This is a genomic window from Tistrella mobilis, assembly GCF_041468085.1.
GTDB classification, from domain to species: domain Bacteria; phylum Pseudomonadota; class Alphaproteobacteria; order Tistrellales; family Tistrellaceae; genus Tistrella; species Tistrella mobilis_A.
The window spans coordinates 3,455,908-3,482,742 of the sequence record NZ_CP121017.1 but is presented as its reverse complement, the minus strand read 5'-3'; the positions used below and the strand labels follow the sequence as shown (position 1 = coordinate 3,482,742).

General features: G+C 68.7%; 23 protein-coding genes. 10 read left to right on the top strand and 13 right to left on the bottom strand.

Annotated elements, in window-relative coordinates:
- Positions 1-9: 9 nt before the first annotated feature.
- The 7 genes from P7L68_RS21310 to P7L68_RS21280 form a co-directional block, all read right to left on the bottom strand.
- Positions 10-510 (bottom strand): GAF domain-containing protein, encoded by a 501-nt coding sequence (locus P7L68_RS21310; protein ID WP_372001469.1) that lies wholly within the window; start codon positions 508-510, stop codon positions 10-12.
- An 18-nt stretch (positions 511-528) separates the two neighbouring features.
- Entirely contained in the window at positions 529-2,112 is a 1,584-nt protein-coding gene (locus P7L68_RS21305) for a putative bifunctional diguanylate cyclase/phosphodiesterase (protein ID WP_372001467.1), read from the bottom strand.
- Between the two features lie 133 nt (positions 2,113-2,245).
- Positions 2,246-3,259 (bottom strand): ABC transporter substrate-binding protein, encoded by a 1,014-nt coding sequence (locus P7L68_RS21300; RefSeq protein WP_372001465.1) that lies wholly within the window; start codon positions 3,257-3,259, stop codon positions 2,246-2,248.
- A gap of 170 nt (positions 3,260-3,429) precedes the next feature.
- Entirely contained in the window at positions 3,430-4,509 is a 1,080-nt protein-coding gene (locus tag P7L68_RS21295; protein ID WP_372006908.1) for an ABC transporter permease, read from the bottom strand.
- Positions 4,510-4,577: 68 nt separating this feature from the next.
- Positions 4,578-5,516 carry an ABC transporter permease gene (locus tag P7L68_RS21290; protein WP_372001463.1) on the bottom strand — a complete coding sequence of 313 codons (939 nt, stop codon included), beginning with the start codon at positions 5,514-5,516 and terminating at the stop codon, positions 4,578-4,580.
- On the bottom strand, positions 5,509-6,282 hold the full coding sequence (locus P7L68_RS21285) for an ABC transporter ATP-binding protein (RefSeq protein ID WP_372001462.1): 774 nt from the start codon (positions 6,280-6,282) through the stop codon (positions 5,509-5,511). The genes P7L68_RS21290 and P7L68_RS21285 overlap by 8 nt, the downstream gene beginning before the upstream one ends.
- Positions 6,283-6,901: 619 nt before the next feature.
- The gene (locus P7L68_RS21280) at positions 6,902-7,537 is read right to left on the bottom strand and encodes a helix-turn-helix domain-containing protein (RefSeq protein WP_372001461.1); all 636 of its coding nucleotides are present in this window, start codon (positions 7,535-7,537) and stop codon (positions 6,902-6,904) included.
- Between the two features lie 307 nt (positions 7,538-7,844).
- Between P7L68_RS21280 and P7L68_RS21275 the strand changes: the two genes are divergently transcribed.
- Positions 7,845-8,357 (top strand): PAS domain-containing protein, encoded by a 513-nt coding sequence (locus P7L68_RS21275; protein ID WP_372001459.1) that lies wholly within the window; start codon positions 7,845-7,847, stop codon positions 8,355-8,357.
- A gap of 15 nt (positions 8,358-8,372) precedes the next feature.
- Here P7L68_RS21275 and P7L68_RS21270 read toward each other — a convergent pair whose 3' ends face one another.
- A complete protein-coding gene (locus P7L68_RS21270) occupies positions 8,373-9,992 on the bottom strand; it encodes an EAL domain-containing protein (RefSeq protein ID WP_372001458.1) in 1,620 nt (539 codons plus the stop codon).
- A 250-nt stretch (positions 9,993-10,242) separates the two neighbouring features.
- Positions 10,243-11,085 carry a fumarylacetoacetate hydrolase family protein gene (locus P7L68_RS21265; RefSeq protein ID WP_372001456.1) on the bottom strand — a complete coding sequence of 281 codons (843 nt, stop codon included), beginning with the start codon at positions 11,083-11,085 and terminating at the stop codon, positions 10,243-10,245.
- A 170-nt stretch (positions 11,086-11,255) separates the two neighbouring features.
- On the opposite strand from P7L68_RS21265, the gene P7L68_RS21260 reads away from it, so the two are divergent.
- From P7L68_RS21260 to P7L68_RS21250, 3 genes are all read left to right on the top strand, one after another.
- Complete coding sequence (locus P7L68_RS21260; protein WP_372001454.1) at positions 11,256-11,858, top strand: 2-hydroxychromene-2-carboxylate isomerase; 603 nt, start codon at positions 11,256-11,258, stop codon at positions 11,856-11,858.
- A gap of 316 nt (positions 11,859-12,174) precedes the next feature.
- Positions 12,175-12,366, top strand: a complete 192-nt coding sequence (locus P7L68_RS21255; RefSeq protein ID WP_372001452.1) for a hypothetical protein — start codon at positions 12,175-12,177, stop codon at positions 12,364-12,366.
- A gap of 141 nt (positions 12,367-12,507) precedes the next feature.
- Entirely contained in the window at positions 12,508-13,017 is a 510-nt protein-coding gene (locus P7L68_RS21250) for an META domain-containing protein (protein WP_372001451.1), read from the top strand.
- A 56-nt stretch (positions 13,018-13,073) separates the two neighbouring features.
- On the opposite strand, the gene P7L68_RS21245 is transcribed toward P7L68_RS21250, so the two are convergent.
- A complete protein-coding gene (locus tag P7L68_RS21245; protein WP_372001449.1) occupies positions 13,074-14,291 on the bottom strand; it encodes a sensor histidine kinase in 1,218 nt (405 codons plus the stop codon).
- 253 nt (positions 14,292-14,544) lie between these two features.
- Positions 14,545-15,582 carry an NADP-dependent oxidoreductase gene (locus P7L68_RS21240; protein WP_372001447.1) on the bottom strand — a complete coding sequence of 346 codons (1,038 nt, stop codon included), beginning with the start codon at positions 15,580-15,582 and terminating at the stop codon, positions 14,545-14,547.
- Positions 15,583-15,847: 265 nt separating this feature from the next.
- On the opposite strand from P7L68_RS21240, the gene P7L68_RS21235 reads away from it, so the two are divergent.
- From P7L68_RS21235 to P7L68_RS21225, 3 genes are all read left to right on the top strand, one after another.
- Positions 15,848-17,032: an acetyl-CoA C-acyltransferase gene (locus P7L68_RS21235; protein ID WP_372001445.1), complete on the top strand. Its 1,185-nt coding sequence runs from the start codon at positions 15,848-15,850 to the stop codon at positions 17,030-17,032.
- Positions 17,033-17,139: 107 nt separating this feature from the next.
- The gene (locus P7L68_RS21230) at positions 17,140-17,952 is read left to right on the top strand and encodes an enoyl-CoA hydratase/isomerase family protein (protein WP_372001443.1); all 813 of its coding nucleotides are present in this window, start codon (positions 17,140-17,142) and stop codon (positions 17,950-17,952) included.
- An 83-nt stretch (positions 17,953-18,035) separates the two neighbouring features.
- On the top strand, positions 18,036-19,160 hold the full coding sequence (locus P7L68_RS21225; RefSeq protein ID WP_372001441.1) for a lysophospholipase: 1,125 nt from the start codon (positions 18,036-18,038) through the stop codon (positions 19,158-19,160).
- Between the two features lie 39 nt (positions 19,161-19,199).
- Here the strand turns inward: P7L68_RS21225 and P7L68_RS21220 are convergent, their stop codons facing one another.
- The gene (locus P7L68_RS21220; protein WP_372001440.1) at positions 19,200-19,874 is read right to left on the bottom strand and encodes a TetR/AcrR family transcriptional regulator; all 675 of its coding nucleotides are present in this window, start codon (positions 19,872-19,874) and stop codon (positions 19,200-19,202) included.
- Positions 19,875-20,176: 302 nt separating this feature from the next.
- Between P7L68_RS21220 and P7L68_RS21215 the strand changes: the two genes are divergently transcribed.
- The 3 genes from P7L68_RS21215 to P7L68_RS21205 are packed head-to-tail and all read left to right on the top strand — an operon-like array spanning position 20,177 to position 24,625.
- A complete protein-coding gene (locus P7L68_RS21215) occupies positions 20,177-22,330 on the top strand; it encodes a TonB-dependent siderophore receptor (protein WP_372001436.1) in 2,154 nt (717 codons plus the stop codon).
- A gap of 14 nt (positions 22,331-22,344) precedes the next feature.
- Positions 22,345-23,481 (top strand): ABC transporter substrate-binding protein, encoded by a 1,137-nt coding sequence (locus tag P7L68_RS21210; protein ID WP_372001435.1) that lies wholly within the window; start codon positions 22,345-22,347, stop codon positions 23,479-23,481.
- Positions 23,482-23,521: 40 nt separating this feature from the next.
- On the top strand, positions 23,522-24,625 hold the full coding sequence (locus tag P7L68_RS21205) for an SIP domain-containing protein (RefSeq protein ID WP_372001434.1): 1,104 nt from the start codon (positions 23,522-23,524) through the stop codon (positions 24,623-24,625).
- A 70-nt stretch (positions 24,626-24,695) separates the two neighbouring features.
- On the opposite strand, the gene P7L68_RS21200 is transcribed toward P7L68_RS21205, so the two are convergent.
- Complete coding sequence (locus P7L68_RS21200; RefSeq protein ID WP_372001431.1) at positions 24,696-26,750, bottom strand: methyl-accepting chemotaxis protein; 2,055 nt, start codon at positions 26,748-26,750, stop codon at positions 24,696-24,698.
- Positions 26,751-26,835: the final 85 nt, after the last annotated feature.

The window sequence follows — 26,835 nt, the reverse complement described above, 5'->3', positions numbered from 1 at the left end:
ATCATCCGATCAGGCGCAATCGCTCCCCGCCACCCAGATCGCGGCCAGGCGTTCCAGGCCGGCCTGGTCCTCGGTGTCGAAGCGGGCGGGGTGGGGGCTGTCCAGGTCGAGCACGCCCAGGATCCGGCCGTCGCGGATCAGCGGGACCACGATTTCCGAGGCCGAGGCGGCATCGCAGGCGATGTGGCCGGGGAAGGCGTGGACGTCTTCGACCAGCTGGGTGCGGGCCTCCGCGACCGCCGTGCCGCAGACGCCGCGGCCGCGGGCGATGCGCACGCAGGCGGGCCGGCCCTGGAAGGGGCCCAGCACCAGCTCGTCCGGGCTTTTCAGAAAGTAGAAGCCGGCCCAGTTGAGCCCGGGCAGCGACATCCAGATCAGCGCCGACATGTTGGCGGCATTGGCCACCGGGTCGCGCTCTCCCGCGATCAGGGCTTCAAGCTGGCGGGCGAGCAGGCGGTACAGCTCGGGCTTGGGCGTTGTGTCGGTGTCGATGGGGGCGGCGTCGAACATGGGCGCGGACTCCGGCTGTCAGGGCATGGGCGGAATGGCTGGGACGCCGATCATGCCCAGGCTTTCGGCTGCCGTCACGCTTCGCCCCCGGGTGGAGGCGTTGCGGATGCCGCTCGCCATCAGCCGGTCGGCGGCAATGCCGGTTCCCGCACCCAGCCCTTCGGCACCGACATCGAGGCCGAGCCCTTCGCCCAGCCCGGCGAGCGCCTGGACCAGCCGGGCGGTTTCCGCCTCGTCGATCCGCTGAATGAAGCTGCGGTCGATCTTGACCCGGTCGAGTTCCAGATCGCGCAGATGATAGAGGCTGGAATAGCCGGTGCCGAAATTGGCCAGCGCCACCCGGGCGCCGGCGGATCTGAGATCGCCGACCAGGGCGCGCACGGTATCGGGATCGCCCACCAGCGTGCTCTCGGCGATGTCGAACTCCACCCGACCGGCCTCAAGGCCGGCTTCGGCCAGGATGCGGATGGCATCGGCGGCAAAGGCCGGATCCTTTACCTGGCCGGGCAGCAGGTCGACCGACAGCGTCACATCCGCCGGCCAGCCGGCTGCGGTGCGGGCGGCCTGTTCCAGCATCCAGCGGCCGAGGCCGTGGATCAGCCCGGTATCTTCGGCGATCGGCAGGAAACGTTCCGGCGGAATGTCGCCATGGACGGGGTGCTGCCAGCTGATCACCGCCTCGAACCCGCTCACCCGGCCGGTGTCGAGTTCGATCGAGGGCTGGTAGAGCAGGTCGAACCCGCCCCTGGCCACGGCCGCCCTGAGGTCGATCTCCAGCGCCTCGCGCAGCCGGACCGCATCGTCCATCTGGGTCTCGAAGAAGCGGAAGGCGGTGCGACGCTCGGTCTTTGCCCGGTAGAGCGCCACATCGGCCCGCCTCAGCGCCTCGACCGGATCGCCCGCATCCTGGGGCAGCAGCGCAATGCCGATGCCGGTGCCGACATCATGACGGCCGCGGCCGCTGGTGATCGGGTCGGCGAAGGCGCGGGTCAGGCGCAGCGCCACACTGGTCGCCCCTTCCGGCCCCATCAGATGCGGGGCGAGAACCGCGAATTCGTCGCCGCCGAGCCTGGCCACCAGATCGCTGTCGCGCACCGCCCCCATCAGCCGGTTGGCGACCACCATCAGCACCTCGTCGCCGGTGCCGTGGCCGTAGACGTCGTTGACCTGCTTGAAGCCGTTCAGGTCGAGCAGGAACAGGCCATGGGCCGCCCCTGCCGCCGGCGGGGCGGCGATTGCGGCCGCAAGCCGCTCCTCGAACCGCCGGCGATTGGCAAGGCCGGTCAGCGGATCCTGATAGGCCAGGCGGCGGGCCTCGGTTTCGGCCTCGCGCCGGCGCGCGATCTCGCGGCTCTGGTCGCGGTACTGGCGCAGCGCCACGCCCAGCATGATCAGGGCAAGCAACACCCCCAGCGCCAGCGCCTCGTCGAGTTCCAGCATCGCGGTGGCGGTGTCGGCCGCGTGCAGGCTCGCCTCGAACAGGTCGAAGGCCACGGCGATGTAGCCGGCGACGATCATGACCACGGCGATGATGCCGGCCTCCCTGAGGCGGAGGCGGCGGGACAGGCGGCGCAGGAAGCGGCGCGGCCGCGACGTCGACATACAATTGTCCTCCTTGCGATCGCCGGGGCAGGCGGGTTTGCATGGCCCGGAATGCAACCGCCGCCCGGATCCTGCGATCCTGGGCGGCGGCGTGAGAGGACGCAAGTGTTTCCAGGTGATCGCTCAGATCACGTCACATGGCCTTGTCGTAGACCGCATGGGTCCAGGCGGCCTGGCCCGGATCCTTGGTGATGACCGGGGCCGACTTCGCCCCCAGCAGCACCTTCACCGTGCGCTGGAAGTCATCCGGCGCCAGATAGCCCATGCCCTTCTTCGAGCCGTCGAGCAGCTTGGCGACTTCCTGCATCATCCGGGTCTGGTGTTCTTCGGTCTGGGCGCCGGTGGTGTCGTTGTCGAGCACGATCTCCACCGCCTCGTCCTGGTGAGCTGCGGCATACTCCCAGCCCTTGACGCTGGCCTTCACGAAGCGGCCGAGCTTGTCGACCATGGCCGGATCCTGAAGGCTCTTCTCCAGGGTATAGAGGCCGTCTTCCAGCGTGGCGACGCCCTGATCCTGATACTTGAAGGTGATCAGCTCGTCGGCCGGCACGCCGGCATCCAGGATCTGCCAGTATTCGTTATAGGTCATGGTCGACACGCAGGAGGCCTGCTTCTGCAGGATCGGGTCGACGTTGAAGCCCTGCTTCAGCACGGTGATGTCGGCATCCGGACCTTCGGTCTTGTAGCCCAGCGTCGACATCCACGACAGGAAGGGATACTCGTTGCCGCCGAACCAGACGCCCAGGGTATGGCCCTTGAAATCGGCCGGGGTCTTGATGCCGCTGTCCTTGCGGCAGGTCAGCATCATGCCCGACTGCTGGAAGATCTGGGCGATGTTGACCAGCGGCACGCCCTTCTCACGCGTCGCCAGCGCCGAGGGCATCCAGTCGACCACGACATCGGCACCGCCGCCGGCGATCACCTGCGACGGGTTGATGTCGGGACCGCCGGCCTTGATGGTCACGTCGAGCCCGGCTTCGTCGTAGAAGCCCTTTTCCTTCGCCACGTAATAGCCGGCGAACTGCGCCTGGGTGACCCATTTCAGCTGCAGGGTCAGCGCATCGGCGGCAAGGCCGGGGCCCGTCGCGGCCAGTGCCAGGGCAAGCCCGGCGACCGAACCGGTCAGGAGGGTCTTGAGCGTCCTCATTCTCGTCTCCCTCGTCATCATCTGCCCCGAACCGGCCGCCGGCGGGGTTTGTCCCCGTTGTGGGGCGGCGGCGGGTTGCGGGGTCTCCCCTCAAAATCATCCGCGGGCGGGCCGAAGCCTCCGATGGTCCCGCCCGGGACGCCGTCTCCGCATGTGCAGGCCGGGCGCCGTCAGCGCCCGCGCATCGCGGGATGCCAGAAGGTCACGCGCCGTTCGATGAACGACAGCGCGGCATAGGTGCCGGAGCCGGCAATGGCCGCCACCAGGATCGTCGCCCAGACCACGTCCACATTCATCCGCGCGACCTCGGTGCTGATCCTGAAGCCCATGCCGACCACGGGCGTGCCGAAGAATTCCGCCACGATGGCCGCGATCAGGGCCAGCGTCGCACTGATCTTCAGCCCGTTGAACAGGAAGGGCAATGCGTTCGGCAGCCGGGCGACCAGAAGCGTGGTGGTATGGGATGCGGCATAGGAGCGCATCAGGTCCAGCTCCTGCCTGGATGTGGCGGAAAGCCCGGCCAGCGTGTTCACCAGCATCGGGAACAGTGTCGTCACCACCACCACCGCCGCCTTGGACGGCCAGTCGAAGCCGAACCACATCACCATGATCGGTGCGACACCGACGATCGGTGCGGCGCTCATCAGATTGGCGACCGGGAGCAGGCCGCGGCGGAGGAAGGCGACGCGATCGGCCGCCACGCCCAGCAGGATGCCGGCCGTGCAGCCGATCAGATAGCCCCGCAGCGCCCCCTTCCACACGGTCTGGACGAAATCCTGCCACAGCACCGGCAGATTGGCGGCAAAGGCGGCCCCGATCGCCGAGGGCGGCGGCAGCAGCACCGCCGGCACGCCAAAGCCCAGGCAGCCGCCCTCCCAGGCATAAAGCAGCGTCAGGCCCAGGGCTGCCGGCGGCAGCAGACGGACCGGCAGCGAGGTTTCGGGCAGGCGCGCGACCAGGGCGATGCCGCGGAAGGCCGCCGCCATGGCGGCGAGCCCCGCCAGGGTATAGCCGGCCGCCCCCTCGCCGAAACCGACGGTGCCGCTGCGCAGGGCGGCGATCGTGGCGATGGCGACGAGGGCTGCCCCCGCCAGCACCAGCGGTCCCCGCATCCGGCTCTGCCGTGGCCGGATCCCGGCCTGTGCGAAGAGCAGGATGCCGGCGATCATCATAAGCACGGTCAGATCGGCATTGGCGATCCAGACACCGCCTGCGGTTGAGAGCGGCAGCAGCAGGGCAACAAGTCCCATCAGGCCCCAGACGGCATCCAGGCCGCGGGAGACGGGCTGGAGCGGCGCTGTCCGTGCAGAGGCTGCGGTCATCGCGCACCTCCGCTCTGGCGCACGACGATGCGTTCCGCCAGCGCCACCGCCTGGACCAGCAGGGCCGAGAGCAGCGAGGCCGCGATCAGCGCCGCCCAGATCTGGGTGGTCTGGCCGTAATAGGAGCCGGCGAGCAGCCGGGTGCCGAGCCCCGCCTGGCCGCCGGTCGGCAGTTCGCCCACAATTGCGCCGACCAGGGCGGCGGCGATCGCAACCTTCAGACTGGCGAAGAGATAGGGCAGGGCGGCCGGCAGGCGCAGCTTCAGAAAGACCTGGAACGGCGTGGCGTTATAGGAATGCATCAGGTCCATATGCAGCGGATCGGCCGAGCGCAGCCCCTTGGTCATGCCGATCGCCACGGGGAAGAAGCACAGATACATCGAGATCACCGCCTTGGGCAGAAGGCCGGTGAAGCCCAGATTGCCCAGTACAACCACCACCATCGGTGCGATCGCCAGGATCGGCACGGTCTGTGAGGCGACGATCCAGGGCAGTACGCCGCGCTCCAGCGGCCGGAGCGCAGCCATGCCGATGGCGAGGCCGAGGCCCAGGATCGAGCCGAGCACGAAGCCGGCGAGGGTGGATTGCGCGGTGGCGATCACATGGGTGATCAGGTTGCGGACATTGCCGACCGGCCGTTCGGTCGAGGAGGTGACGATTTCCACCACCACCTGATCGGGGGTCGGCAGAACCGGCCGGCGCTGGGCGAAGGCCTCGGCCATCAGCTCCGCGATGGCAGGGTCGGTCACCCCCTTGCGGGCCAGCTGTTCGATCGCCTGCGGGGCGTTGAGCAGAAGGGCCGCCGCATACCAGATCACGATCACCAGCAGGGCGACCGTCGTCACCGGCAGGATGTCGGCGCCCCGTTCGGCCAGCGCGCGGCCGATGCGGCCGGTGCGCGGGCCCGGGACGGGTCCGGCTGCAAGCTCAGTCATAGGAGTGACCCTGGGCGAGGCCAGCCCTGACCAGGGCCGCGACCCGCTGGAATTCGGCGCTTTCCCGCATCTCCAGCGTACGCTCCGCCGGCAGGTCGCAGACGATCTCTTCCAGGATGCGACCCGGGCGCGGGCTCATCACGATGATCCGGTTCGACAGGAACACCGCCTCGGAAATCGAATGGGTCACGAAGACGCAGGTCAGGCCGGTCTTCCGCCAGAGCGCGTTCAGCGCCAGGTTCAGATGGTCGCGGGTGATCTCGTCGAGCGCACCGAAGGGTTCGTCCATCAGCAGCAGTTCGGGCGCAAACGACAGTGCGCGGGCGATGGAGGCCCGCTGCTGCATGCCACCCGACAGCTGCCAGGGGTATTTGCGGGCGAAACCGTCCAGCCCCACCAGGGCCAGCTTTTCGCGCGCGACCGCCTGGCGCTCGGCCTTTGGTCGGCCCGAAAGCTCCAGCGGCAGCATGACGTTGCGTTCCACCGTGCGCCAGGGCATCAGCGCCGGCGCCTGAAAGACATAGCCATAGGCATGGGCGCGGCGCGCCTCGTCGGGCGTGCGGCCGGTGACGGTGATGCTGCCGCCGGTCGGCTGTTCCAGATCGGCGATCACCCTGAGCAGCGTGGTCTTGCCGCAGCCCGACGGGCCGATCAGCGAGACGAAATCCCCCGGGCGGATGTCGATATCGACGTCGCTGAGTGCATGAACCGGCTGATCGGCGGTCTGGTAGACCAGCGACAATCCGCGTGCGGACACTGCCGCCATACCCGTCTCCCCCGTCATCCCGGCACCCCGTCCCCCCGTCTTCCCGATCGGTCGTTCCCCCGCCGGTCCGGCCCCGTCCGGGGCCGGCCGGTGCGCGCGCCTGTCATCGCGCGTCCTGTCGATGGTCATCGGTCCTGCCATGCGTCTCGGCCTCACGAGCTGGCCCGCGGCGATGTCGGCAGCGGTCTCCCTCCGCTGCCGCCCGCCACTCTTTGTCTCTGCCGGTGCAATCCCCGGGCCAAGGGCGCACCTTATTTTACGATCGGGGTTCAACCCATTGTCCGCAAGAGGTTTTTACCTGACCGATCGGATAGGTTTCAGGGTGCTTTCCCCAAGGCGACGGCCACGGCCGTGCCGGCACGGTCATGACAGTTTTGCGCAAATTTTGGACAAGAAGCCGATCATGCATAATTGTTGTGCATGTATCGCGACCGGCTTGCCGCTCCTCCCGTTTCGGATCGTAACCCGCACATCGCGGGGAGGCGAGGGGGAAGCCGGATATGTGTGCCGTAACGCCTGGATCTGAAACACCGGGGCCCAAAACGCCGGCCCAAAACGACCGGGGCCGCACCGACGGTCACCGGTGCGGCCCCTGGCCGGGATATGCGGGCGGGCGGGATCAGTGCATGGCACCTGCCTGGTCGAGGTCCACATCGTCATCGGCAGGCTCGACGCTTTCGGCGGCGGCGCTGCTCAGCGCGGCAATCAGATCGGTGATCGCCCGACGCGCGGTGGCATCCGAAATCGAGGCAAGCCGGGTGCTGGCCTCGATCATGCCGCGGCTGATCCGGTTGCGGCGAAGCACCTTGGGCCCGTCATCCAGCCGGTCGAGCAGCGCCGAGGGCGGGACATCCAGGATTTCGGCCAGGCGATACAATGCGCAGGCGCTGATCCGGTTCTGCCCCTTCTCGTACTTCTGCAATTGCTGAAAACTGATGCCCAGCTGGGTGGAGCAGGCTTCCTGGCTGAGGCCGCGCGCCAGCCTGAGCGTCCGGATCCGCCGGCCGATGGCACGGTTGATCTCGGTTTCAATGTCGCGGCGGTTGGCAGGCGGCGAGGCTTCTGCGGTGGCCATGTCGGCTGTGGCGGAAGCCGGCGCGCCGGCGCCGGGCGGGGCGGTGATGGGATGGCTGGGGGCGCAACGAGCTGAACGAAGATCGGGCGCGGTGGCCGCTCCGGGCGACCGGCCGCCCGCAGGCGGGGTGATGTCATGACGCATCTTCGACGACCTCGATTTGGCGACTGGTTTCGGCATGATCCTGTGCATCCGCGCGACTATCGGCGGCCGCTTTCAGGTTCTTATCCGGCAACTCATCCGGTGGGTGGCCTCTTCTCGGGCTTCAAACGTCATGATAGTGCAACGAGGGCAAAAATCCCGCTTTTTCGTCGGGAATAGCGCGTTTTGCGTTTATTAAATGCCGTGCAATAACGCCTGATGCGTTGAACTCATTGCGTGTTGCACCACCTGTTCACTTCCTGTTGCAGTCGGCGCAAGGCTCGGCGAGGGTGCAGACGATAGGTGGCATGGTCTGGCCGGATTGCGGGAAGGGGGCGCCGGGAACGTGTCCTATATCGTCGAATCGACACTCGATGGCCTGGACCCGCGGCTGATGCCGGTGCTGGGCGTCTGGCAGCGGGCGGCCGAGGCCGGGCAGAGCCTTCGTCGGCGGGATCTGGATCCTCTGGCATTTCATCATCTGCTTGCGACCAGCTATCTGGTCGATGTCGTCCGACAGGACCCGGGCGGAAACGCCGACGCCACGGTCCGCTATCGCTACAGGCTGATCGGCTCCACGATCGTTGAGCGGCTGGGGCGGGACCGGACCGGCTGGTGGCTGGACGAGGTCTACCCGCCGGAAACCTACCAGATCGTGGCCCGGAGCTTTGACGAGGTCGTCCGGCGCCGCGCCCCGGTGCGGTCGCATGGCGATACGAGCTTTGCCAATTCGCGGGGGCGTTATCTTTTCGACGCGCTTGAAGTGCCGCTGGCCGGGGACGGCATGGATGATCCCGGCCTGATCACCGCCATTTTCGGCGTGCTCTGCTTCACCCCGTGGTCGGCACCGGAAACCTGACGCAGCGCTGAACGGTCAGGCGCGGCGACGGCTTGCCAGCGGTGCGGCCGGCAGATGGCCGTCGACATAGCTGCAGAAGGCGCTACCGTCCATGGCGCGTGCATAAAGCCAGCCCTGGCCGTAGGTCACGCCGCGGGCGATCAGATAATCCGCCTGGGCCTGATGTTCCACACCCTCCGCCGCGACATCCAGCCCGAGCGTTGCCGCCAGCGACAGGATGTGCCCCATCACGTCGTCGGCGGCAGACCCGCTGCCAATGCCGTCGACGAAGGTTTTGTCGAGCTTCAGCCCGTCCACCGGCAGGGTGGCGAGATAGGCGAGGCTGGAATAGCCGGTGCCGAAATCGTCGATGGTCAGCCGGTAACCGGCATCGCGGAAGCTGCGCATGGAGCTTTGGGCGCGCCTGGCATCGATCAGGGTGCGCTCGGTCGCTTCCAGCACGATCTGGGCTGCCGCTACGCCATGGGTCTTGCGCAGGCGGTCGAGCCGGCCGCGGACCCGGTCGCTTTCCACATCCGATGCCGACAGGTTGATCGCGATCCAGACCGAGGGGCGCGCCGCCAGGAATTTGCCGAGATCGGCGAAGACATGCTCGATGATCTCGTCGGTCAGCCGCTCGATCAGTCCTTCGGCTTCGGCCACCGGAATGAAGCGATCGGGCGAGATCATGCTGCCGTCGCGCTGCTGCCAGCGGACCAGGGCCTCGCCGCCCAGACAGGCACCGTCGGCCAGGCGGACGATCGGCTGATAGACCACCCGGAACTCGCCGCGGCCGAGGCCCCGGCGGATGCGGGCGCCCATGGTGTCGCCCCGCCGGACGAGGATGATGATCAGCCAGAAGATGATGCCGCCGCTGGCGAGCCCCGGCAGCCCCATCAGCAGGGCCTGTTCGCGCCAGGTCTCGATCACCACGCTGACCGGCTCCGAGGCAAGGGCCATGGCGGTGCCGTCGCGGGCGATGGCGGCCACCACCAGCCGGTCGCCCAGACGGATGGCTTCGGGCTCGTCCTGATTGCGGAACCGGTCGACCATATCGGACAGGATGGCGCGTTCGGGGCGGGTGCGCACGCCCAGCACCTGGCCGGTACCGAGGGCGACCATGCTCAACACCACCCGCGGTTCCGCCAGGACCAGATCATAGATCTGTTCGGTATCGAGAAACACGGCATAGGGGCCGCGGACGATCACCGTGGTGCGGCTGGCGGCGCGGGCGCTGTCGTCCAGACCGGGGGGCAGCCGGTCATACCAGATCCGCATCTCGCCCACCGACATATCGGGCAGCGGCAGGGGCATCGGACTGTCGAGCCGGCCGGCACCGGTGCACACCACGCGGCCTTCCTCCACCACCCCCACCTCGCGAACGCCGCGGCTGGCGAAGGCGGCGGCGCGCAGCCGCGCAAGGCCGCCGGGGGTGCAGGCATCCGCGACCGGGACCGCGGCCATGGCGGCAAGGGCGCGGGTGGCGTCCTCCTGCAGGCGTTCCGATCGCGTGAGCATTTCCCGGGTGGCCCGGATCAGCAGATCGGTTTCCACCCGGCGGGCATTTTCCCAGGCGATCCACAGGCTGCCTGCCACCGGCAACGCTCCGATGAGCGTCGCCAGCGTCAATGTCACCGCAAGCACCCGTCTGCGCATGCCATCACCCTGGAATGCCGGCTCTGCCGGCTGTCACCATCGCCCGCAAGCGGGGGCTGCCCGCCACCGGGCCCGGCGCCCGCAATCCGGCCGTATACCGTGTGAACCCGGGATTGATCGACCACCGGCCAACTTGCCGGGCGCCAGATTGTAGACGGGTCGGGGGGACGGCGTCCACATGCAGCCGATCCGCCCCCCCGATTCGCGGGATGGCAGGATGTCAGTATGTTAAGAGCATGCAAAGGCAGGATCAGCCGGCGGTGACGCGGATCGACTGGCAGCCCAGGCCTTCCACTTCAAGAAACATATGATCACCGGGCTTCAGGAAGCGCTGGGGAGTTGCTCCGGCGCCGACCCCCGCCGGCGTGCCGGTGGTGATCAGGTCGCCCGGCTCCAGCGTCATGAAGCGGCTGAGATAGGACAGGATCTCGGCCACGCCGAAGACCTGATCGGCGGTGGTGCCGTCCTGCCGGCGCTCTCCGTTCAGCTCCAGCCACAGCTTCAGGGCCTGCGGGTCGGGCACTTCGTCGGCGGTGACCAGCCAGGGGCCGACGGGGCCGAAGCCATCGGCGGACTTGCCCTTGGTCCACTGGCCGCCCCGTTCCAGCTGAAAGGCACGTTCCGAGATGTCGTTGACCGTGCAATAGCCGGCAATGCCCGCCAGCGCCTCGTCAGGGCTCGCCCGCTTCAGCACCCGGCCGATCACGACACCGAGTTCGACTTCCCAGTCGGTCTTGGCGGCATCCGGCGGCAGGGTCAGATCGTCTTCGGGCCCCGCCATGGACGAGGTCGCCTTGTGGAAGACCACCGGTTCGGTCGGCAGCGCCATCCCGGCTTCGGCCGCGTGGTCGCGATAATTCAGCCCGATGCCGATGAACTTGCCGGGGCGCGCGATACAGGCGCCAAGCCGGACCGGCCCTTCGACCACCGGCAGATCGGCCGGATCGATCGTCTTCAGCCGCTCCAGCGTCTCAAGGTCGAGCGTGGCAGGGCCAAGATCGGCAATCTGAGCGGAAAGGTCGCGCAGGTTGCCATCGGGGCCGAGAAGACCGGGGCGTTCCTGGCCGGGCAGGCCGTAACGGACGAGGCGCATCGGAAGGTCCTGTGATCGTGGAATGGGTCCGGGGCCATCCTGCCACGAAATCGCGGCGAGGCGATGCCCCGGGTCCATGGAGCGGGCGGTTTGCCGGCGGCTTTGCGCAGGATGTGCGCTGCATGATAGAACCATGTCGGAAGACATCACCCCAGGCGATGGAAGAGCCCATGACCGCCCCGATCGAGTTCTGGTTCGACTTCAGTTCCGCCTATGCCTATTTCGCATCCCACGAGATCGAGGCCCTGGCGGCACGCCATGGCCGGCAGGTGATCTGGCGGCCCTACATGTTGGGGGTGGCGTTCAAGGCCACGGGCATGCGCGGATTGAGCGGCACCCCGCTCAAGGGTGACTACGCCCGCAACGACTGGCGGCGTATCTCGCGCGAGACCGGCATTCCCTTCACCCTGCCGCCCGGCCATCCGATCGTGGCGCTGCCCGCCTCGCGGGCCTTCTACTGGATCGAGGCGCGCGACCCCGCAGCGGCGGTGGCCTTCGCCCATGATGCCTTCCACGCCTATTATGTCGAGCAGGCCGACATGACCGATCCTGCCGTGGTGGCCGGCGTGGCCGCCCGCCGCGGGCTGGATGCGGAAGAGGTTCTGGCCGGCATGGCCGATCCTGCGGTCAAGGAGAAGGTGAAGACGATTTCGGAAGAGGGGGTCGCCAGGGGCGTGTTCGGATCGCCTTTCGTGCTGGTGGATGGCGAGCCCTTCTGGGGCTGGGACCGGCTGGCGATGGTCGATCGCTGGCTGGCGCGGGGCGGCTGGTGATCCCGTCGTCGCTGTCGCATGCTCGGGGCTTGACGGCGCTGCGAGGCGGGATCAGAGTAGCGGCCATGATCACGTCGCGCACCTATACCTCGTTTACGTTCTATTGGTGGAGCCCCCCGGGGGTGGCCAATCGAGCGGGTGTGCCGGCCTGAGGGCCAGACGAGATCCCGACATCGACGGCCGCCTCCGGAGACGGAGGCGGCCGTTTCGCGTTCTGGCCTTGCGAAACCCGCCTCCCGCACCGGGGGCGGTTCCGGCGATCCCTGCAAATGACGGCCGCCGACACAGGCTGCCGGATCCGACGGAACCGCTTCAGATGACCACGATCATGGCTTCCACCGAGGATACCCGGATGACCACCCTTCGCCAGGCCGATGCCCAGGCCGATCAGATTCAGGCCCCCGGCAGCATCGCCCGCCGCCCGATCGGCCTCGGCCGGCCGCCGCTGGCCGACCGCAGCCCGGCCCCCATGGATTTCGATGTGGTGACCGATCCGGTGACGGCCTGATCCGGGAACGACCCGATCCGGCCACACCGCGTGACGGCCGTGTCACGGGATTGCCGCTGGGAAGCGGCGTCGTCTGCGTGCAGGATCGGCGCTCCGGCGTTCATCGACGCCGTGATCACCGAGGCCTCAGGAGGATCCGCCATGCCCGCCCGTTCCGCAACCGCGCCCCGTCTTGCATCGGCCGGGCTCCGGTCCCTGCGCCTGATGGCGGCCGTGGCGGCACCGCTGGCGCTTGGTGCCTGTGCGGGCATGCAGGGGGAGGGGGGCGGCAGCCGGCCCGACCTGCCCTTGACCGGCACGGTCTGGGCGCCCGATCCGGCGGCCCCCGGGGCGGAGACGTCCCGGTTCAGGTTTCACGACGATGGCCGCATGTCGGCGCGCGGCCCCTGCAACCGCATGTTCGGCCGCTATCAGACCGGTGTCGATGATCTGCCGGGCAGCCTGCGTTTCGGCGGCATCGGCGCCACGCGCATGGCCTGCGACCGGCAGAAGACCGATGCCGAGATGGACCTGATCGACGGCCTGCTCGCCGCCCGCCAGGCAGAGGTGGATGGCAATCGCCTGACCATCGTCACCTCCGACGGCCGGAAGATGGGCTTCCGCGCCGTCGACGACGCCACCGCGCCGGATCCGGGCAAGGATATGCAGTGACGGCCGGGGTCGGGCGAGGGGCGGGGTCGGGCGAGGGGCGGGTGCGGGGGCCGGCTTCAGCCGCGCGGCAGCAGGACCCGGGTGACCATGCCGCCATTGCCGCGTGGTGCGATCACCAGACGGCCGCCATGCAGGCGGATCAGCGCATCGGCCAGCGACAGGCCGACGCCGCGGCCACGGCCGCTGCGGGCGATCTGGCTGTCGGTGTCGCCGAAGGCGGCGAGCGCGTTCTCGATCTCCACCGCGCTCATCACCGATCCGGCATCGATGACCTCGATCCCCGCATGAGTGCCGGTGTCGAAAGCGCGGATGGTGACGGTGGAACCGGCCGGCGCGACATTGGCCGATACCTCGACCAGATGCAGCACCGCCCGGGCAAGAATATCGGGATCCCCCGGAATGACGATCCGCCCCTGGGGCAGGTCCGTGGCCAGCCGCACGCCGGGCCGGAGGTCCTCGTCCAGCTCCAGTCCGTTCACCAGTTGGGCCAGATCCATCGGCCGCAGGCGAACCGTGACCCGCCCGGTTTCCACCTGCGACAGATCCAGAATGTCGTCGATCAGGCCGAGCAGGGTGGTCCCGCTCTGGTGGATGCTGCGGGCGTAATCGACATAGGCCGGTACGGCCGACGGGCCCAGCAATTCCCGCGAGATGACCTCGGAAAAACCCAGAACCGCATTCAGCGGTGTGCGCAGCTCGTGGCTCAGATGCGCCATGAACTCGCTTTTGGCGCGGCTTGCCTGTTCGGCGACCACGCGGCTGGCATCGGCCAGATCGCGCGCCTCGCTCAGTGCCCGCGTGCGGGCGAGCAGGGCATCGTGGATCGACCGGGCCTCTCCGGCACAACTGCGGCAATCCATGGCCTGGCGGGACAGCTGCCGGTCTTCGCGCACGATCCACAGCTGACGCCGGCCTTGCGGATCGATGGGCTGCGAGGTGATCGAGAGCAGCCGCGGCATCACGCCCCGAAGACGGAGTTCCGAGGCATGCGCGGATTGCCGGTCGTTGGCGAGCAGATCGAGATGGCTTCTGAATGACCGGTCGTTGGTCGCACGCTGGATCATCCCATTGACCAGCGCCATAAGCCGGCCGGTGCTCTGGCGGCGCCGATCGCTGCCGATCAGCATGCAGGCCGCCCGGTTCAGGAAACTCGACCGGCTTTCGGCATCGGTCAGCAGCATGGCTTCCGATGCGGCTGCAACGATCGTCTCCGCCACATCCCGCGGCGCATCGGCGTGTATGTCCGCCGTGCTGTCGGTGAGCACGCCGGTCATGGCCAGGCGTCCGCGAAGTCGGTGCGGGGGGTGCGGTGTCGGCTTAAGGGCATCGGTCGACAAGACTCGCATCGGGTGGGGCGGACCGCATTCACTATGACGGGAAAACGCAGTCCTCTGCCACTGTTGTGGCGCCCTGTCCGGGCGAAAACCGCCCGATCGACCGCCGAGCTACATCTATAAGTCAAAAAAATTAAGATTTAGACACGAGAGAGGAGCGAAGGGGAGCGGGCGTCCCGCCCCCCTCCGGACATCAGCCGGCGCGGCTGGTGTCTTCGGAAATCTTCACGATCAGCTTGCCGAAATTGCGGCCGGTCAACAGGCCCTGGAAGGCCTCCACCGTCGCATCCAGCCCGCCTTCGACGATGTCCTCGCGGTAGCGCAGCTGGCCGTCGCGGATCCAGCCCGAGACATCGCGGAAGAAATCGCCCGCGCGATCGGGATGGTCGCTGACGATGAAGCCGTTCACCGACAGGCGCCGCGAGAGCAGGTTGAACATGAAGCGCGGCAGGTTGTCGGGTCCTTCCGGCGCACCGGTGTCGTTGTAATGGGCGATCAGGCCGCAGAGGGCGACGCGGCCGAAATCATTCATGCGCGAGAACACCGCATCGGCGACCTTGCCGCCGACATTCTCGAAATAGACGTCGACGCCGTCGGGCACGGCGGCCTTGAAGGCGTCGAGGAAATCGGGCGCCTTGTAGTCGACACAGGCGTCGAAGCCCAGCTCGTTCACCACATAGGCGCACTTGTCGGGGCCACCGGCGATGCCGACCGCGCGGCAGCCCTTGATCTTCGCGATCTGGCCGACCACGCCGCCGACCGCACCGCTGGCGGCCGAGACCACGACCGTCTCGCCTTCCTTGGGCTGGCCCTTGTCGAGCAGGCCGACATAGGCGGTCATGCCCGGCATGCCCAGCACGCCGAGCGAGGTGCTGATCGGCGCCTGATCGGGATCCAGCTTCCGGACTCCGGCCGCATCCCCCAGATAATATTCCTGCCAGCCGAACATGCCGAAGACGTAGTCGCCTTCCTTGAACCTGGGGCTTTTCGAGGCGACCACCCGGCCGGCGGCGCCACCGACCATCACGTCACCCACGGCGACATTGGCGGCGTAGGAGCGGCCGGCATTCATGCGGCCACGCATATAGGGGTCCAGCGACAGGTAGATGACCTTGACCAGGATCTGGCCTTCGGCCGGCTCGGCCAGGGTCTGGGTCTCGATCGGCAGGTTCGCGGCGGTCGGCATGCCGACGGGGCGCGAGGCCAGGATAATGCGGCGGTTCTGGGTCATCTCTCGTCTCTCGTCAGGGGTGGGCATCGCGCCCCGGTGGAAGCGGCCGGGACACGGTCGAAGCTGAAAGTCAGCCTACTTCAAACAAACGAGTGTTTGAAGTACGATCGCGGCCACGACCTGACGGGGGCGAAAACGCCCGCGATGAATGCGGATTCATCGGGGTTGCCCTCGGGCGCCGGCTGACGGATGCTCTGCCGCGGAACGGACTCCCGCATGTCCGGGTGATCCGTGGATCATGAACCATAAACTCAGGGAGAAACCGATGACCGAGATCGTGCTGGCCGGCGGCATGCGCACGCCGTTCGGCGACTACGGCAAGTCGTTGAAGGACGTGCCGATGGTCGACCTCGGTGTCCATGCGGCGGGCGCCTGCCTGGAAAAGGCCGGCATCGGCGCCGACAAGATGGACCATCTTGTCTGGGGCAATGTGCTGCCCGTGGACCATGACGGCTATTTCGCCAGCCGGGCGATCGCGCTCAAGGTCGGTATGCCTGAGCATTCTGCGGCGCTGAATGTCAGCCGGGCCTGCGGTTCCGGCACCCAGGCGATCCTGACCGCGGCCGAGCAGATCATCTCGGGCCATGGCCGCATCGCGTTGGCCGGCGGCGGCGAGAATTTCAGCCGCGGGCCCTATGTGATGACCGGCGCGCGCTGGGGCATGAAGCGCGGCCCCGGCCAGGTGATCGACACCCTGGACTGGGCCTATCGCGACCCGTTCAGCCGCGAGCTGATGGGTGAGACCGCCGAGAACCTGGCCGACGACTATGGCTATACCCGCGAGGCCATGGACGAATGGGCGCTGATGAGCCAGCAGCGCGCCGGCGAGGCCATGAAGAGCGGCTTCCTGGCCGCCCAGATCAAGCCGATCGAGGTGCCCGAGGGCCGCAAGACCCGTCTGATGGAGATGGACGAGTTCCCGCGTCCGGACGTGACGCTTGAGAAGCTGGCGAAGCTGAACCCGGTCTTCCGCAAGGGCGGCCGCGTCACCCCGGGCAATTCGAGCGGCGTGACCGACGGTGCCGCCTTCGTGGTGGTGGGTGATCGCGCGGCGCTGGAAGCCGAGGGCGTCGCCCCGGTGGTGCGTCTGGTCGACTGGGCGATCGTCGGCGTGCCGCCGCGCATCATGGGCTGCGGCCCGGTGCCGGCCATCCAGGCGCTGCTCGACCGGCGTGGTCTCAAGGTCTCGGATATCGATTATTACGAGATCAACGAGGCCTTCGCCGCGGTGAACCTGCATGCCGAGGCGAAGCTCGGCATCCCGCGCGACGTCACCAACCTCTATGGCAGCGGCATCTCGATCGGCCATCCCCCGGGAGCGACCGGTGCCCGCATGACCATCGTGGCGATGAACCACCTCGTCAACACCGGCCAGCGCTATGCCATCGTCTCGATGTGCATGGGTGCGGGGCAGGGCATGGCCGTGCTCTACGAGAACGTCGCCCGCTGACGGCCCCCGCGAGTGCTGATACAGTGCTCGCCCTGAAGTAGAAGAAGCCCCCGGTGGCCGGCGGATGCCGTGCCGCCGGGAGGCCCTGATCCGGAGAGAGCGCCCCAATGACCGAGACCGCCCGCCCGATCGGTTCGGGAACCGTCATCCTCGCCGTCGCCGACGGTGTTGCGACCATCACGCTCAACCGGCCGGAGGTGCTGCACGCCTTCAACCCGGCGATGGGTGCCGATCTGCTCGAAGCCCTGCTGACGGTCGATGGCGATGCCGCGGTCCGGGCCGTGCTGCTGACCGGATCGGGGCGCGCCTTCATGGCCGGCGGCGATCTGGCCCATCTCCACGGTGCCACGGGTGACGAGCGGCCGCGGGCCGCCAATGCGCTGGTCGGCGCCTTCCACGAGATCGTGCTGGCCATGGCCCGGCTGTCGAAGCCGATCGTGGCCGGCATCAACGGTGTCGCGGCCGGCGCGGGCGTGTCCATGGCCATGGCCTGCGATCTGGTGGTGATGGCGGCAGAGGCGAAGCTGGTCATGGCCTATACCGGCATCGGTGCCACGCCCGATGGCGGTTCCACCTTCGCGCTGCCGCGGCTGATCGGGCCCAAGCTCGCCATGGAAATGCTGCTGCTGAACGAGCCGGTCGATGCCGAAACCGCGCGGGCCTGGGGGCTGGTCAACCGCATCGTGCCCGCGGCCGAGGTGCCGGCCGAGGCGATGAAGCTGGCCGCGAAGCTGGCGGCCGGCCCGACGCTTTCCTATGCCCGCACCCGGCGTCTGGTTTCGGAAAGCCTGGACAACCCGCTGGGCCAGCAGCTGGCGCGCGAGCAGGAGGCCTTCGTCGCCAACAGCCGGACCCATGATTTCGACGAGGGTCTGGGTGCCTTCCTGGCCAAGCGCAAGCCGGGCTATGAAGGCCGCTGAAGATGATGCCGCGGGCGGCGGGTGGGGTACCGCGCGCAGCGGATGGGGTGACGCGGCGTGGCCGCTCTGGGAGGCGGGGTCTGATGCTGGCATTCCTGATGGCGGCGGCCGCCGCGGCGGGCTGCGCGCCGCTTGCGATCGGCCGCGGCCCCGACCGTCATGCCGTCGCGATCGCAGCCGATCCGCGGCCGGCGGTGGGCGATATCGATGCGGCGGGCGACATGCCGCCGGCCTCTCTGAAGGGCCGGCATCCCTCGCCCGAGGCGGCGGCGATCGCCTGGAAGGAGACGCAGCTGGTGCTGGCGACGCCGACCAGCCCGGCGGCGATCTCGGCCGGGGCGGAGGTGGCGCCGCAGGCGCTGACGCTGACCATGGCCGACGGCACGGCCCTGCCGCTCTGGCACTGGGGCCCGCCCGCCGGCACCGCGACCCGGGCGGTGATCATCGGCCTGCACGGCTTCAACGATTATCGCCGCGCCTTCGCCCTGCCGGCCCCCTGGTGGGCCGCCCGGGGGATCGAAACCTATGCCTATGACCAGCGCGGTTTCGGCGAGGCGCCGCGGGCCGGCATCTGGCCGGGCACCTCTGCCCTGATCCGCGATCTGGAAGACGCCACCCGCGCCATCGCCGCCCGCCATCCGGGGGTGCCGGTCTATTGGCTGGGCGAGAGCATGGGCGGTGCCGTGGTGATGTCGGCCGCGGCCCGCATGGCCCGCGAACTGCCGGCCGAACTCAGGCCTGCCGGGCTGATCCTGGTGGCGCCTGCGGTCTGGGGCTGGTCGACGCTTCAGCCCTATCAGCGCTGGATGCTGTGGACCACCGCCCATGCCATGCCCTGGCTGCCGCTCGATGGCGGCGGGCTCGGCATCCGGCCGTCGGACAACGACGCCATGCTCTATGCGCTGGGCCGCGACCCGCTGGTGCTGAAGACCACCCGCGCCGATGCGATCTTCGGCCTGGTCGACCTGATGGAACGGGCGACGGAGGCAGCCGGATCGCTGGACCTGCCGGTACTGGCGCTCTACGGCCGCAACGAACAGGTGCTGCCGCGCCGGGCGGTGAAGAACTTCCGCGAGAAGCTGATCGCCCATGGCCGCGACGACCTGCAGATCAACACCTACCCCCAGGGCTGGCACATGCTGCTGCGCGACCTGCACGGCCCGCTGGTCTGGCAGGACGTCGCCCGCTGGGTGACGGCCGGGGGGTGACGGCCGGTGGGGGACGGCCCGGGGGGGGATGTCCGGCCGTCAGCTTCCGGCCCCGCGCAGGAACAGCGTCCAGGCCTGATCGAAGAACCGGTCGCGGGCGGCGGGGGTTGACCAGCCGGTGCGGCCCATCATGGCATCGGTGGCGGGGCCAAAGACGATCGCATGCAGAAGATGCGTGGCGATCATCCGGGTGTCACCGGGGGCGAGCAGCCCGGCGCCCTGGGCTTCCTGTACCAGGGCCACCAGCCGGTCCAGGATCGGATCCGTTTCCCACTGATCGTGCCGGCCGTCGCCGAAGACCACCGCCTCGCTGAGCGCGATGCGGTTGAAGGCGACCATTTCCGGATCCAGGTTCACGTCCAGAAACCAGCGGGCGATGCGCTTCAGCCGCGCCAGCGCGTCGCCTGCGCCGCCGGCCGAGCGGATTTCCTGCTCCAGTCGCGACAGGGTGCGGGTCCGCAGACTGTCGACCACGGCCTCGAACAGCGCCATTTTCGACGGAAAACGCCGGTAGATCGTGTCCTTGCCGGCGCTGCAGGCGGCCGCGACCTGTTCGATCGAGGTCGCGGCGAAACCCTGCGCGGCAAAAAGCTGCGCCGCCGTCTCGATGATCCGGCCCGAGGTTTCGGCCGCATCTTCCTTCGACGGCCGCCCCCGGCGTGGCCGGTTCCGATCCGGCTGGCCCGCCTGCTGCTGCGGCGCTGCGCTGGTCATCGTCCCGATGTCATCCTCATCTCCCGCCCGTGTCTGCATCTGTCCCCGTCTGCCTGCGGGTCGCGCCGGGGCTTTTCCGCGTGACCGGGGTGGCGAAACCACCCTGGGTCGGACGGGACAGTTGTACCTCACCCGCACCGATCCCGGCCAGTTCCGAACACCGCGCCAATTAACTGGACGGGACCGTCCCGTTTGTTTTATAGCTGCAGGTATCGCGAATGATGCGCATTCGCATTGATTGACAGATCCGCCCGGGGACAGATCCGCCCGGGCGGGCGACGGAGACGGGGAAGGACGGACGCATGACGGGGGTGTTCTCAAGACGTGGCGGCGCCGGGCTGATCGCTGCATCGGCTCTGCTGGCACCGGTCGGGGCCATGGCCGACGAGGCGACGACGCTGCCCTCGCTTCAGGTCGAAGGCGAGGCGACGGCCGCGACCACGGGCGATGCCTATCTGGCGCCGGTTGCGACCACGGCGACCAAGACCGGCACGCCCGTGCTGGAGACCCCGCAATCGGTGAGCACGATCACACGCCGCCAGCTCGACGATCAGAACGCGCGCACGGTCAAGGAGGCGCTCACCTACACCGCCGGCGTGCTGTCCACCCCTGATGCCACCGGTCGCTATGACAGCCTGTTCCTGCGCGGTTTCGGCGGTTTCGGCACCTCGACCCGGATCGTCGACTTCCTGGACGGGCTGCGCCTGCCCCGCGGTCAGGCCTTCGCTCTGCCCTCGGTCGATCCCTTCCTGCTCGACCGGATCGACGTGCTCAAGGGGCCGTCGGCCGTGCTCTATGGCCAGACCAGTCCGGGCGGGCTGGTCAATCAGCTGAGCCGTACCCCCTCTGCCACCGCATCGGGTGAGGCCCGGATCGAGGGCGGCAGCCATGGAAGGCTGCAGGGCGGTCTCGCCAGCCAGGGCCGGATCGATGCCGAGGGGCAGTGGCAATACGGCATCGCCGCCATGGGCCGGCGTGCCGACACCCGGTATGACGACGTCGAGGAGGAGCGGCTGTCCATCGCGCCTCAGCTGCGCTGGCAGCCCGATGAGAACACGCAGCTCACCCTTCAGGGCTTCTATCAGACCGATCCGAAGGGCGGGTATTTCAACTCCACCTATCCGCAGGAGCTGGCGCCGGATGCCTGGAAGGGCGGGCTCGACCGCGACGACAATGTCGGCGATCCGGCTTTCGACAGCTATGACCGCACCCAGCGCGCCATCGGCTACAGTTTCGACCATCGGATCAACGACATGGTCAGCGTCAGCTCGAAGACCCGCTATTCCGAAATCGACCTGGATTTCCAGAGCCTGCAGATGGCGGGCGGGATCACGACAGGCGGGCTTTTGCCGCGCATTGCCCTGCGCTCGACGGAGACGGTTGAAGGTGTCGCCACCGACAACCGGGCGCAGTTTGATTTCGCCACAGGTGCCGTCGGGCACCAGGCGATCATCGGCATCGACTATCAGCATGCGGTGAGCGACTGGACCTATGATATGGGGGCCGCTGAACCACTTGATCTGGCCAATCCGCGCTATGGCCTGCCGGTGGGGGCGCTTGCCACGGTCATCGACAGCCGCCAGACCCTGGAGCAGACGGGCGTCTATCTGCAGGATCAGATGAGCCTGGGCGGCTGGCGCCTGCTGCTGGGCGCGCGCTATGACTGGACGGAGCAGGAGAGCCGGAACCGCCTGGCCGGCACCACCAGCGACCAGTCGAGCCGGTCGCCGAGCTATCGCGCCGGCCTGCTCTACCGCTTCGACAACGGCATCGCCCCCTATGTCAGCTATTCGACCTCGTTCGAGCCGGTGATCGGCGTCGACGTCTCGGGCCGGCCCTTCGATCCCACCGAAGCCGAACAGTGGGAGCTGGGCGTCAAATACGAACCGGATTTCATGAAGGCGCTGTTCACCGTCTCCGCCTTCCAGATCCGGCAGGAGAACGTTCTTACCCCCGGCAGCGCGCCCGGCTTCAATGTCCAGCAGGGGGAGGTCCGTTCCCGGGGCGTCGAGTTCGAAGCCCGCGGCAATGTGACGGCCAATCTGGAGGTGATCGCGGCCCTCACCCTGCTCGACACCGAGGTCACGAAATCGACGGTCGCGGCCAATATCGGCAAGCGTCCGCAGGCGGTGCCGGCCTATCACGGGTCGGTCTGGGCCAATTATGCCGTCGATGCCGGCGCGCTCGACGGTCTGACCCTGGGGGCGGGTGTGCGTGTGGTCGGCAGCAGCTATGCCGACGACACCAACAGCTTCAAGGCCGACGGCTTCGCCCTGGTCGATGTCGGGCTGCGCTATGATCTGGCCCGGCTGTCCCCCTCGCTGCAGGGCACCCAGGTGACGCTGAATGCCACCAACCTGTTCGACAAGACCTATTACACGAGTTGCACCAGCGGCTTCTATTGCCAGTACGGCAACGGCACCGAGGTGCTGGCCGGGCTGCGCTACAGCTGGTGAGGAGCCGGTCTCTGATGGATCTCGATCGCCGCAGTTTTCTGGCCCTGCTGGGGGCGGCTGCCGCAGCCCCGACGCTCGCCCGTGCCGCAGGCGGCGGGATGGTCGTCACCGACGTGATCGGCCGGAGGGTCGAACTGGCGGGGCCGGTGGGGCGTATCGTGCTGCTGGATGCGCGCGACGTGATCAGCATGGCCCTGCTGCACCCCGAACCGTCGCGGCTGGTGGTCGGCTGGGCGGATGTGGCCAGGCTCGACAGCGATCTTCTGCGCCGGCGTTATGAAACGCGGCCCGATGGCAGCCTGATCGCCGAGATCGGCGGCCAGACGCCCGACACGCTGTCGGTGGAGCATATCCTGTCGCTCACCCCCGACCTGGTGGTCGCCACCGCCTATATGGAGCCGGAACTGGGCGAGGGACGTCTGGTCCAGCAGCTGGCCGCCGCCGGCATTCCGGTGGTGTTCAGCAATGCCGCCAGCAATGCGGCACCGCCGGCAGGTGCGGCCGGCGACCCGATCGGGGACATGGGCCGGGCGATGCGGATGTGGGGCGAGGTGCTGGGCGCGCGCGCCCGCGCCCGCGCCTTCACCGGTTTCGTCGCCGATCATCTGGCGCGGGTGACCGGGCGGCTCGCCGGTATGGTGCCGGTCCGGACCTATCTGGAAGTCCAGTCGACCTATGACGATTGCTGCTGGGCGGCCGGGCGGCGGATCTGGGGTGACCTTCTGGCGCTTGCCGGCGGCAGCAACCTCTCGGCCGTCCAGGCGTCCTGGTATGCCAAACTGCCGATCGAGCAGCTGATGACCGAGGCGCCGGCGGTCTATATCGCCTCGGGCGGTGCCTATGGCGGCGATATCCGGCCGGGCATCGGCCCGGGGCTCGACCCGGCAGCCGCGCGCGCCGGCCTTGCCCGGCTGGTCGCGCGCACCGGTTTCGAGACGCTGCCGGCCGTCCGCGACCGGCGGGTGCACGGGGTGTGGACGGGGTTGTTGACGGTTGCTCCGCTCAACATCCTGTTCGTCGAGATCGCCGCCACCTGGCTGCATCCGGCGCTGTTCGCCGATCTCGACCCTGCGGCGACGCTCGACGAGATCGGCCGGCGCTTCCTTGCCGAACCGCTGCCCGGCCCCTGCTGGGTGAGCCTTGCGGGCTGAGACCCGCTCGAAAAACAAGACAATCTGAAGGACGAGCCCCATGCCACGCTTCAAGGCCGAGGCCGAGATCGCCTTTGCCGGTCTCGACCGGTATCTCGACACCATCATCGCTTCGCTCTCGGCCCATAACCTGACGCTCCGTGCCGAGGGGGACGATTATCTGGTCGAGGCCGGCGCCGCTCGCGCCCGGCTGGCGCCGGGGCAGGGGGTGCTGCGGCTGCTGGTCGAAGCCTCGGATCCCGCGGCCTTCAACCGCCTGAAGCACGAGCTGACCGGGCTGATCGACTTCGTCGCCCGGCCCGAACGGCTTCAGATCAGCTGGACCGGCGATACCGTGGGCGCTGCCCTGCCGCAGGATCTGCGCGTGCTGACCGTCTGCGCCGTCACCGATCTGACGCCGGGCATGCGCAGGATCACCTTCACGGGCAAGGATCTGGGCCGCTATGCCGTGCCCGACCAGATCCACTGCCGGCTGCTGTTCCAGGCAAAGGGTGTCACAGCCCCGCACTGGCCGGAGCTTGACGATCACGGCCGGATCCTCTGGCCCGGGAACGGCGTGCTGCCCTCGCGCATCTTCACCATCCGCCGGATCGATGCCGCGGCCGGCCGGCTCGACATCGATTTCGTGCTCCATGACGGTGCGGGCCCCGGGGCTGCCTGGGCGCGGGACGCGGCGCCGGGCGATATCGTGGGCATTCTGGGGCCGGCCGCCAACGGGCCGAAGCCGGCGGGCTGGTATCTTCTGGCCGGCGATGAAACCGGCCTGCCCGGCATTGCCCGCATTCTGGAAGGGCTGCCGGCGGAGGCCGCGGGCGTGGCGCTGATCGAGGTCGCCGATGCCGCCGAGGAACAGGTGATCGCCGCACCGCCCGGGGTGCAGATCCGCTGGCTGCATCGCGGTGCTGCGGCACCAGGGACCACCACCCTGCTGGCCGATGCCCTGCGGCAGGTGGCGGTGCCGGCCGATCACGGCGACATCTTCGCCTGGATCGGGGCCGAATACACCGCCTTCCGTGCGATGCATGCTTTCCTCAGGGCGGAGGCCGGCATCCCGGCCAATCGCATGATCGCCTTCTCCCACTGGCGGCGGGGCATGAGCGAGGCGGATATCGTCGCGGCGGGTATTGCATCGGTTTCGGCCTGATGGTCACCTCACGACCGGCGGGCATCCCAGCCTGATCTGAACGGACGACAACGTCACAAGGCACATCATCTCAATCGCGGGCCATCTCTCCGAAGCGCCGGACTTCCGCAGCCAGCCCGGCGGAATCGCGGCCGACGGCCTCTGCGGCGGCCAGAACGCGGGTGGCGGCAGTGCCGGTTTCCCCCGCTGCCGCCCGGATGTCCGCCATGCGTCCGGCAGCCTGCCGGGTTGCGCCGGCGGCATCCTGAAGATTGCGGGCGATGTCGCGGGTGGCGCGGTCCTGTTCTTCCACGGCCGCGCGGATGTCGCGGGCGGTGCCGGTCAACCCGTCGATGGCGTTGCCGACCGCCGAGATCGAGCGGGCAGTCTCCGTCGTTGCATCGCGGATGCCGGTCACCTGTACCAGAATGTCGTCGGTCAGCCGTGCGGTCTGGTCGGCCAGCTGCTTCACCTCGGCGGCGACCACCGCGAAGCCCTTGCCGGCCTCGCCGGCCCGTGCCGCCTCGATCGTGGCGTTGAGGGCCAGAAGATTGGTCTGCTCGGCGATGCCGCGGATCATGTCGACCACCTCGCCGATCCGGCCGGCATTCTCGGTCAGCCGGGCGACAGCCACATCGGTGCGCCGGGTTTCGGCCTCGGCAGCCTCGGCATCGCCCACCGAGCGGTCGACCCGGCGGCGGATGTCTTCGAAGGTCCGGGCAAGATCGGCCGTGGCGCCGGCCACGGTTTCGACGCTGCGGGTCGCCCGTTCGGCTTCGTCCGCCACCTCGTCGGCCCGGCCGCGGGTGGTTCCGGCGATGCCCGACAGGGCATGGGCGGTGCCGTTGAGTTCGGCCGCGGAACGGGCGAGGACGTCGACCAGGGCGCCGGCCCGGCTGTCGAATTCCGCCTGAGCCTCGGCGAGTGCGGCGGCCCGCGCCTCGCTGCGGGCGCGGGCGGCGCGGTCTGCGGCGTCGAGATCCCGGGCACGCAGGGCCGTTTCGCGGAAAAGGTCGAGCGCCCGCGCCATCTCGCCCAGTTCGTCGCGCTGGCCGCGGGCGGGGATATCGACCGCCAGATCCCCGCCGGCCAGCCGGCCCATCACCCCGGTCATCGCCTGAACCGGGCGCGAGATGCCGCGGCCCAGCAGCCAGGCGATGATCAGGCCCAGCAGTAGCGCCAGCCCGCCGGCCGCAAGGCAGCTGATCAGCAGCCGGTCGGCCTCGGCCATGAAGGCGTCGCGCGGTACGGCGACGATCAGGGTCCAGCGCCCCGCCGCCTCGTTGAAGGTGAGCGGTTCAAGGTGCAGGTGATGGGGCGTGCCATCCAGTTCAGCGGCCGCAGTTATGCTGCGGCCGGCCGCAATCGCCTGCCGGAGCGCGCCGGGCAGGTCGTCATCGGCATGCGAGAGCCGGGCCGGGTCCGGATGGGCGACATAGCTGCCGTCGCTTGCGACCACCGCCAGCCAACCCGCGCCATAGGGCCGGATGGCCGACAGCCGTTCGGCGATGCCGGCCAGCGTGATGTCCACGCCTGCAACCCCGAGGATTTTCCCGTCGGCCATCACCGGCATCACCGTGCTGGTCATCAGCGCCTTGGTGAAGTCGTCGAGATAGGGCAGGGTGACGGCGGCGCCGCGGGCCCGGGCGGCCGCGCGATAATATTCCTTGGTCATCACCTCGTCGAAGGCGGCGCCGTCGGTGGCATCGGCGACCGGCCGCCCCGTCGTTTCGTCCGGATACCAGAGCAGGCTCATCCGGCCGGTGCCTGGCAGCGCAAGGATTTCGGTCGGTGCATCCCCTGCCGCGGCACGGGCCGCAGCATATTCGGCATCACGGCGGTCGAAGGCGTCGGGCGCCATGTCCACCCAGACACCGGCATAGGCCGGCCGTTCGCCGGCAAGGCGCGCCAGATGGGCATCGACCACCCGCCGGTCGGGGGCGGGGCGCGCCTGTTCCACGGCGACAGCACGGGCGAGCGCGCGGGCGTCGTCGACCGCCTGGCCGATATCGGCGCGGATCACCGCCGCCTGGCCGGTGGCGAGTTCCGCAAGATGGGCCATGGCCGCGTCTTCGGCGGCCTGACGCGACAGGGAGAGCAGGGTGACCGCGATGGCCACGACCGAGATCACCAGCACCGTGGCCATGCCGGCGGTGATCCGGAACGTCAGAGATCCCTGTCGCAAGATCCGCATTCATGCGCTCCTGAAGGTTGCCGCATCGTCACCCGGC

What these genes read in the sequence shown, in the direction of transcription:
- P7L68_RS21310 (WP_372001469.1), bottom strand. Translation starts at nt 510, where the DNA reads ATGTTCGACGCCGCCCCCATCGACACCGACACAACGCCCAAGCCCGAG.
- P7L68_RS21225 (WP_372001441.1), top strand. Translation starts at nt 18,036, where the DNA reads ATGCTGGCATTCCTGATGGCGGCGGCCGCCGCGGCGGGCTGCGCGCCG.
- P7L68_RS21215 (WP_372001436.1), top strand. Translation starts at nt 20,177, where the DNA reads ATGACGGGGGTGTTCTCAAGACGTGGCGGCGCCGGGCTGATCGCTGCA.
- P7L68_RS21200 (WP_372001431.1), bottom strand. Translation starts at nt 26,750, where the DNA reads ATGGCCACGGTGCTGGTGATCTCGGTCGTGGCCATCGCGGTCACCCTG.
- P7L68_RS21290 (WP_372001463.1), bottom strand. Translation starts at nt 5,516, where the DNA reads ATGACTGAGCTTGCAGCCGGACCCGTCCCGGGCCCGCGCACCGGCCGC.
- P7L68_RS21235 (WP_372001445.1), top strand. Translation starts at nt 15,848, where the DNA reads ATGACCGAGATCGTGCTGGCCGGCGGCATGCGCACGCCGTTCGGCGAC.
- P7L68_RS21295 (WP_372006908.1), bottom strand. Translation starts at nt 4,509, where the DNA reads ATGGGACTTGTTGCCCTGCTGCTGCCGCTCTCAACCGCAGGCGGTGTC.
- P7L68_RS21230 (WP_372001443.1), top strand. Translation starts at nt 17,140, where the DNA reads ATGACCGAGACCGCCCGCCCGATCGGTTCGGGAACCGTCATCCTCGCC.
- P7L68_RS21265 (WP_372001456.1), bottom strand. Translation starts at nt 11,085, where the DNA reads ATGCGCCTCGTCCGTTACGGCCTGCCCGGCCAGGAACGCCCCGGTCTT.
- P7L68_RS21260 (WP_372001454.1), top strand. Translation starts at nt 11,256, where the DNA reads ATGACCGCCCCGATCGAGTTCTGGTTCGACTTCAGTTCCGCCTATGCC.
- P7L68_RS21255 (WP_372001452.1), top strand. Translation starts at nt 12,175, where the DNA reads ATGACCACGATCATGGCTTCCACCGAGGATACCCGGATGACCACCCTT.
- P7L68_RS21205 (WP_372001434.1), top strand. Translation starts at nt 23,522, where the DNA reads ATGCCACGCTTCAAGGCCGAGGCCGAGATCGCCTTTGCCGGTCTCGAC.
- P7L68_RS21245 (WP_372001449.1), bottom strand. Translation starts at nt 14,291, where the DNA reads ATGACCGGCGTGCTCACCGACAGCACGGCGGACATACACGCCGATGCG.
- P7L68_RS21210 (WP_372001435.1), top strand. Translation starts at nt 22,345, where the DNA reads ATGGATCTCGATCGCCGCAGTTTTCTGGCCCTGCTGGGGGCGGCTGCC.
- P7L68_RS21300 (WP_372001465.1), bottom strand. Translation starts at nt 3,259, where the DNA reads ATGAGGACGCTCAAGACCCTCCTGACCGGTTCGGTCGCCGGGCTTGCC.
- P7L68_RS21305 (WP_372001467.1), bottom strand. Translation starts at nt 2,112, where the DNA reads ATGTCGACGTCGCGGCCGCGCCGCTTCCTGCGCCGCCTGTCCCGCCGC.
- P7L68_RS21280 (WP_372001461.1), bottom strand. Translation starts at nt 7,537, where the DNA reads ATGCCGAAACCAGTCGCCAAATCGAGGTCGTCGAAGATGCGTCATGAC.
- P7L68_RS21240 (WP_372001447.1), bottom strand. Translation starts at nt 15,582, where the DNA reads ATGACCCAGAACCGCCGCATTATCCTGGCCTCGCGCCCCGTCGGCATG.
- P7L68_RS21220 (WP_372001440.1), bottom strand. Translation starts at nt 19,874, where the DNA reads ATGACCAGCGCAGCGCCGCAGCAGCAGGCGGGCCAGCCGGATCGGAAC.
- P7L68_RS21250 (WP_372001451.1), top strand. Translation starts at nt 12,508, where the DNA reads ATGCCCGCCCGTTCCGCAACCGCGCCCCGTCTTGCATCGGCCGGGCTC.
- P7L68_RS21285 (WP_372001462.1), bottom strand. Translation starts at nt 6,282, where the DNA reads ATGGCGGCAGTGTCCGCACGCGGATTGTCGCTGGTCTACCAGACCGCC.
- P7L68_RS21270 (WP_372001458.1), bottom strand. Translation starts at nt 9,992, where the DNA reads ATGCGCAGACGGGTGCTTGCGGTGACATTGACGCTGGCGACGCTCATC.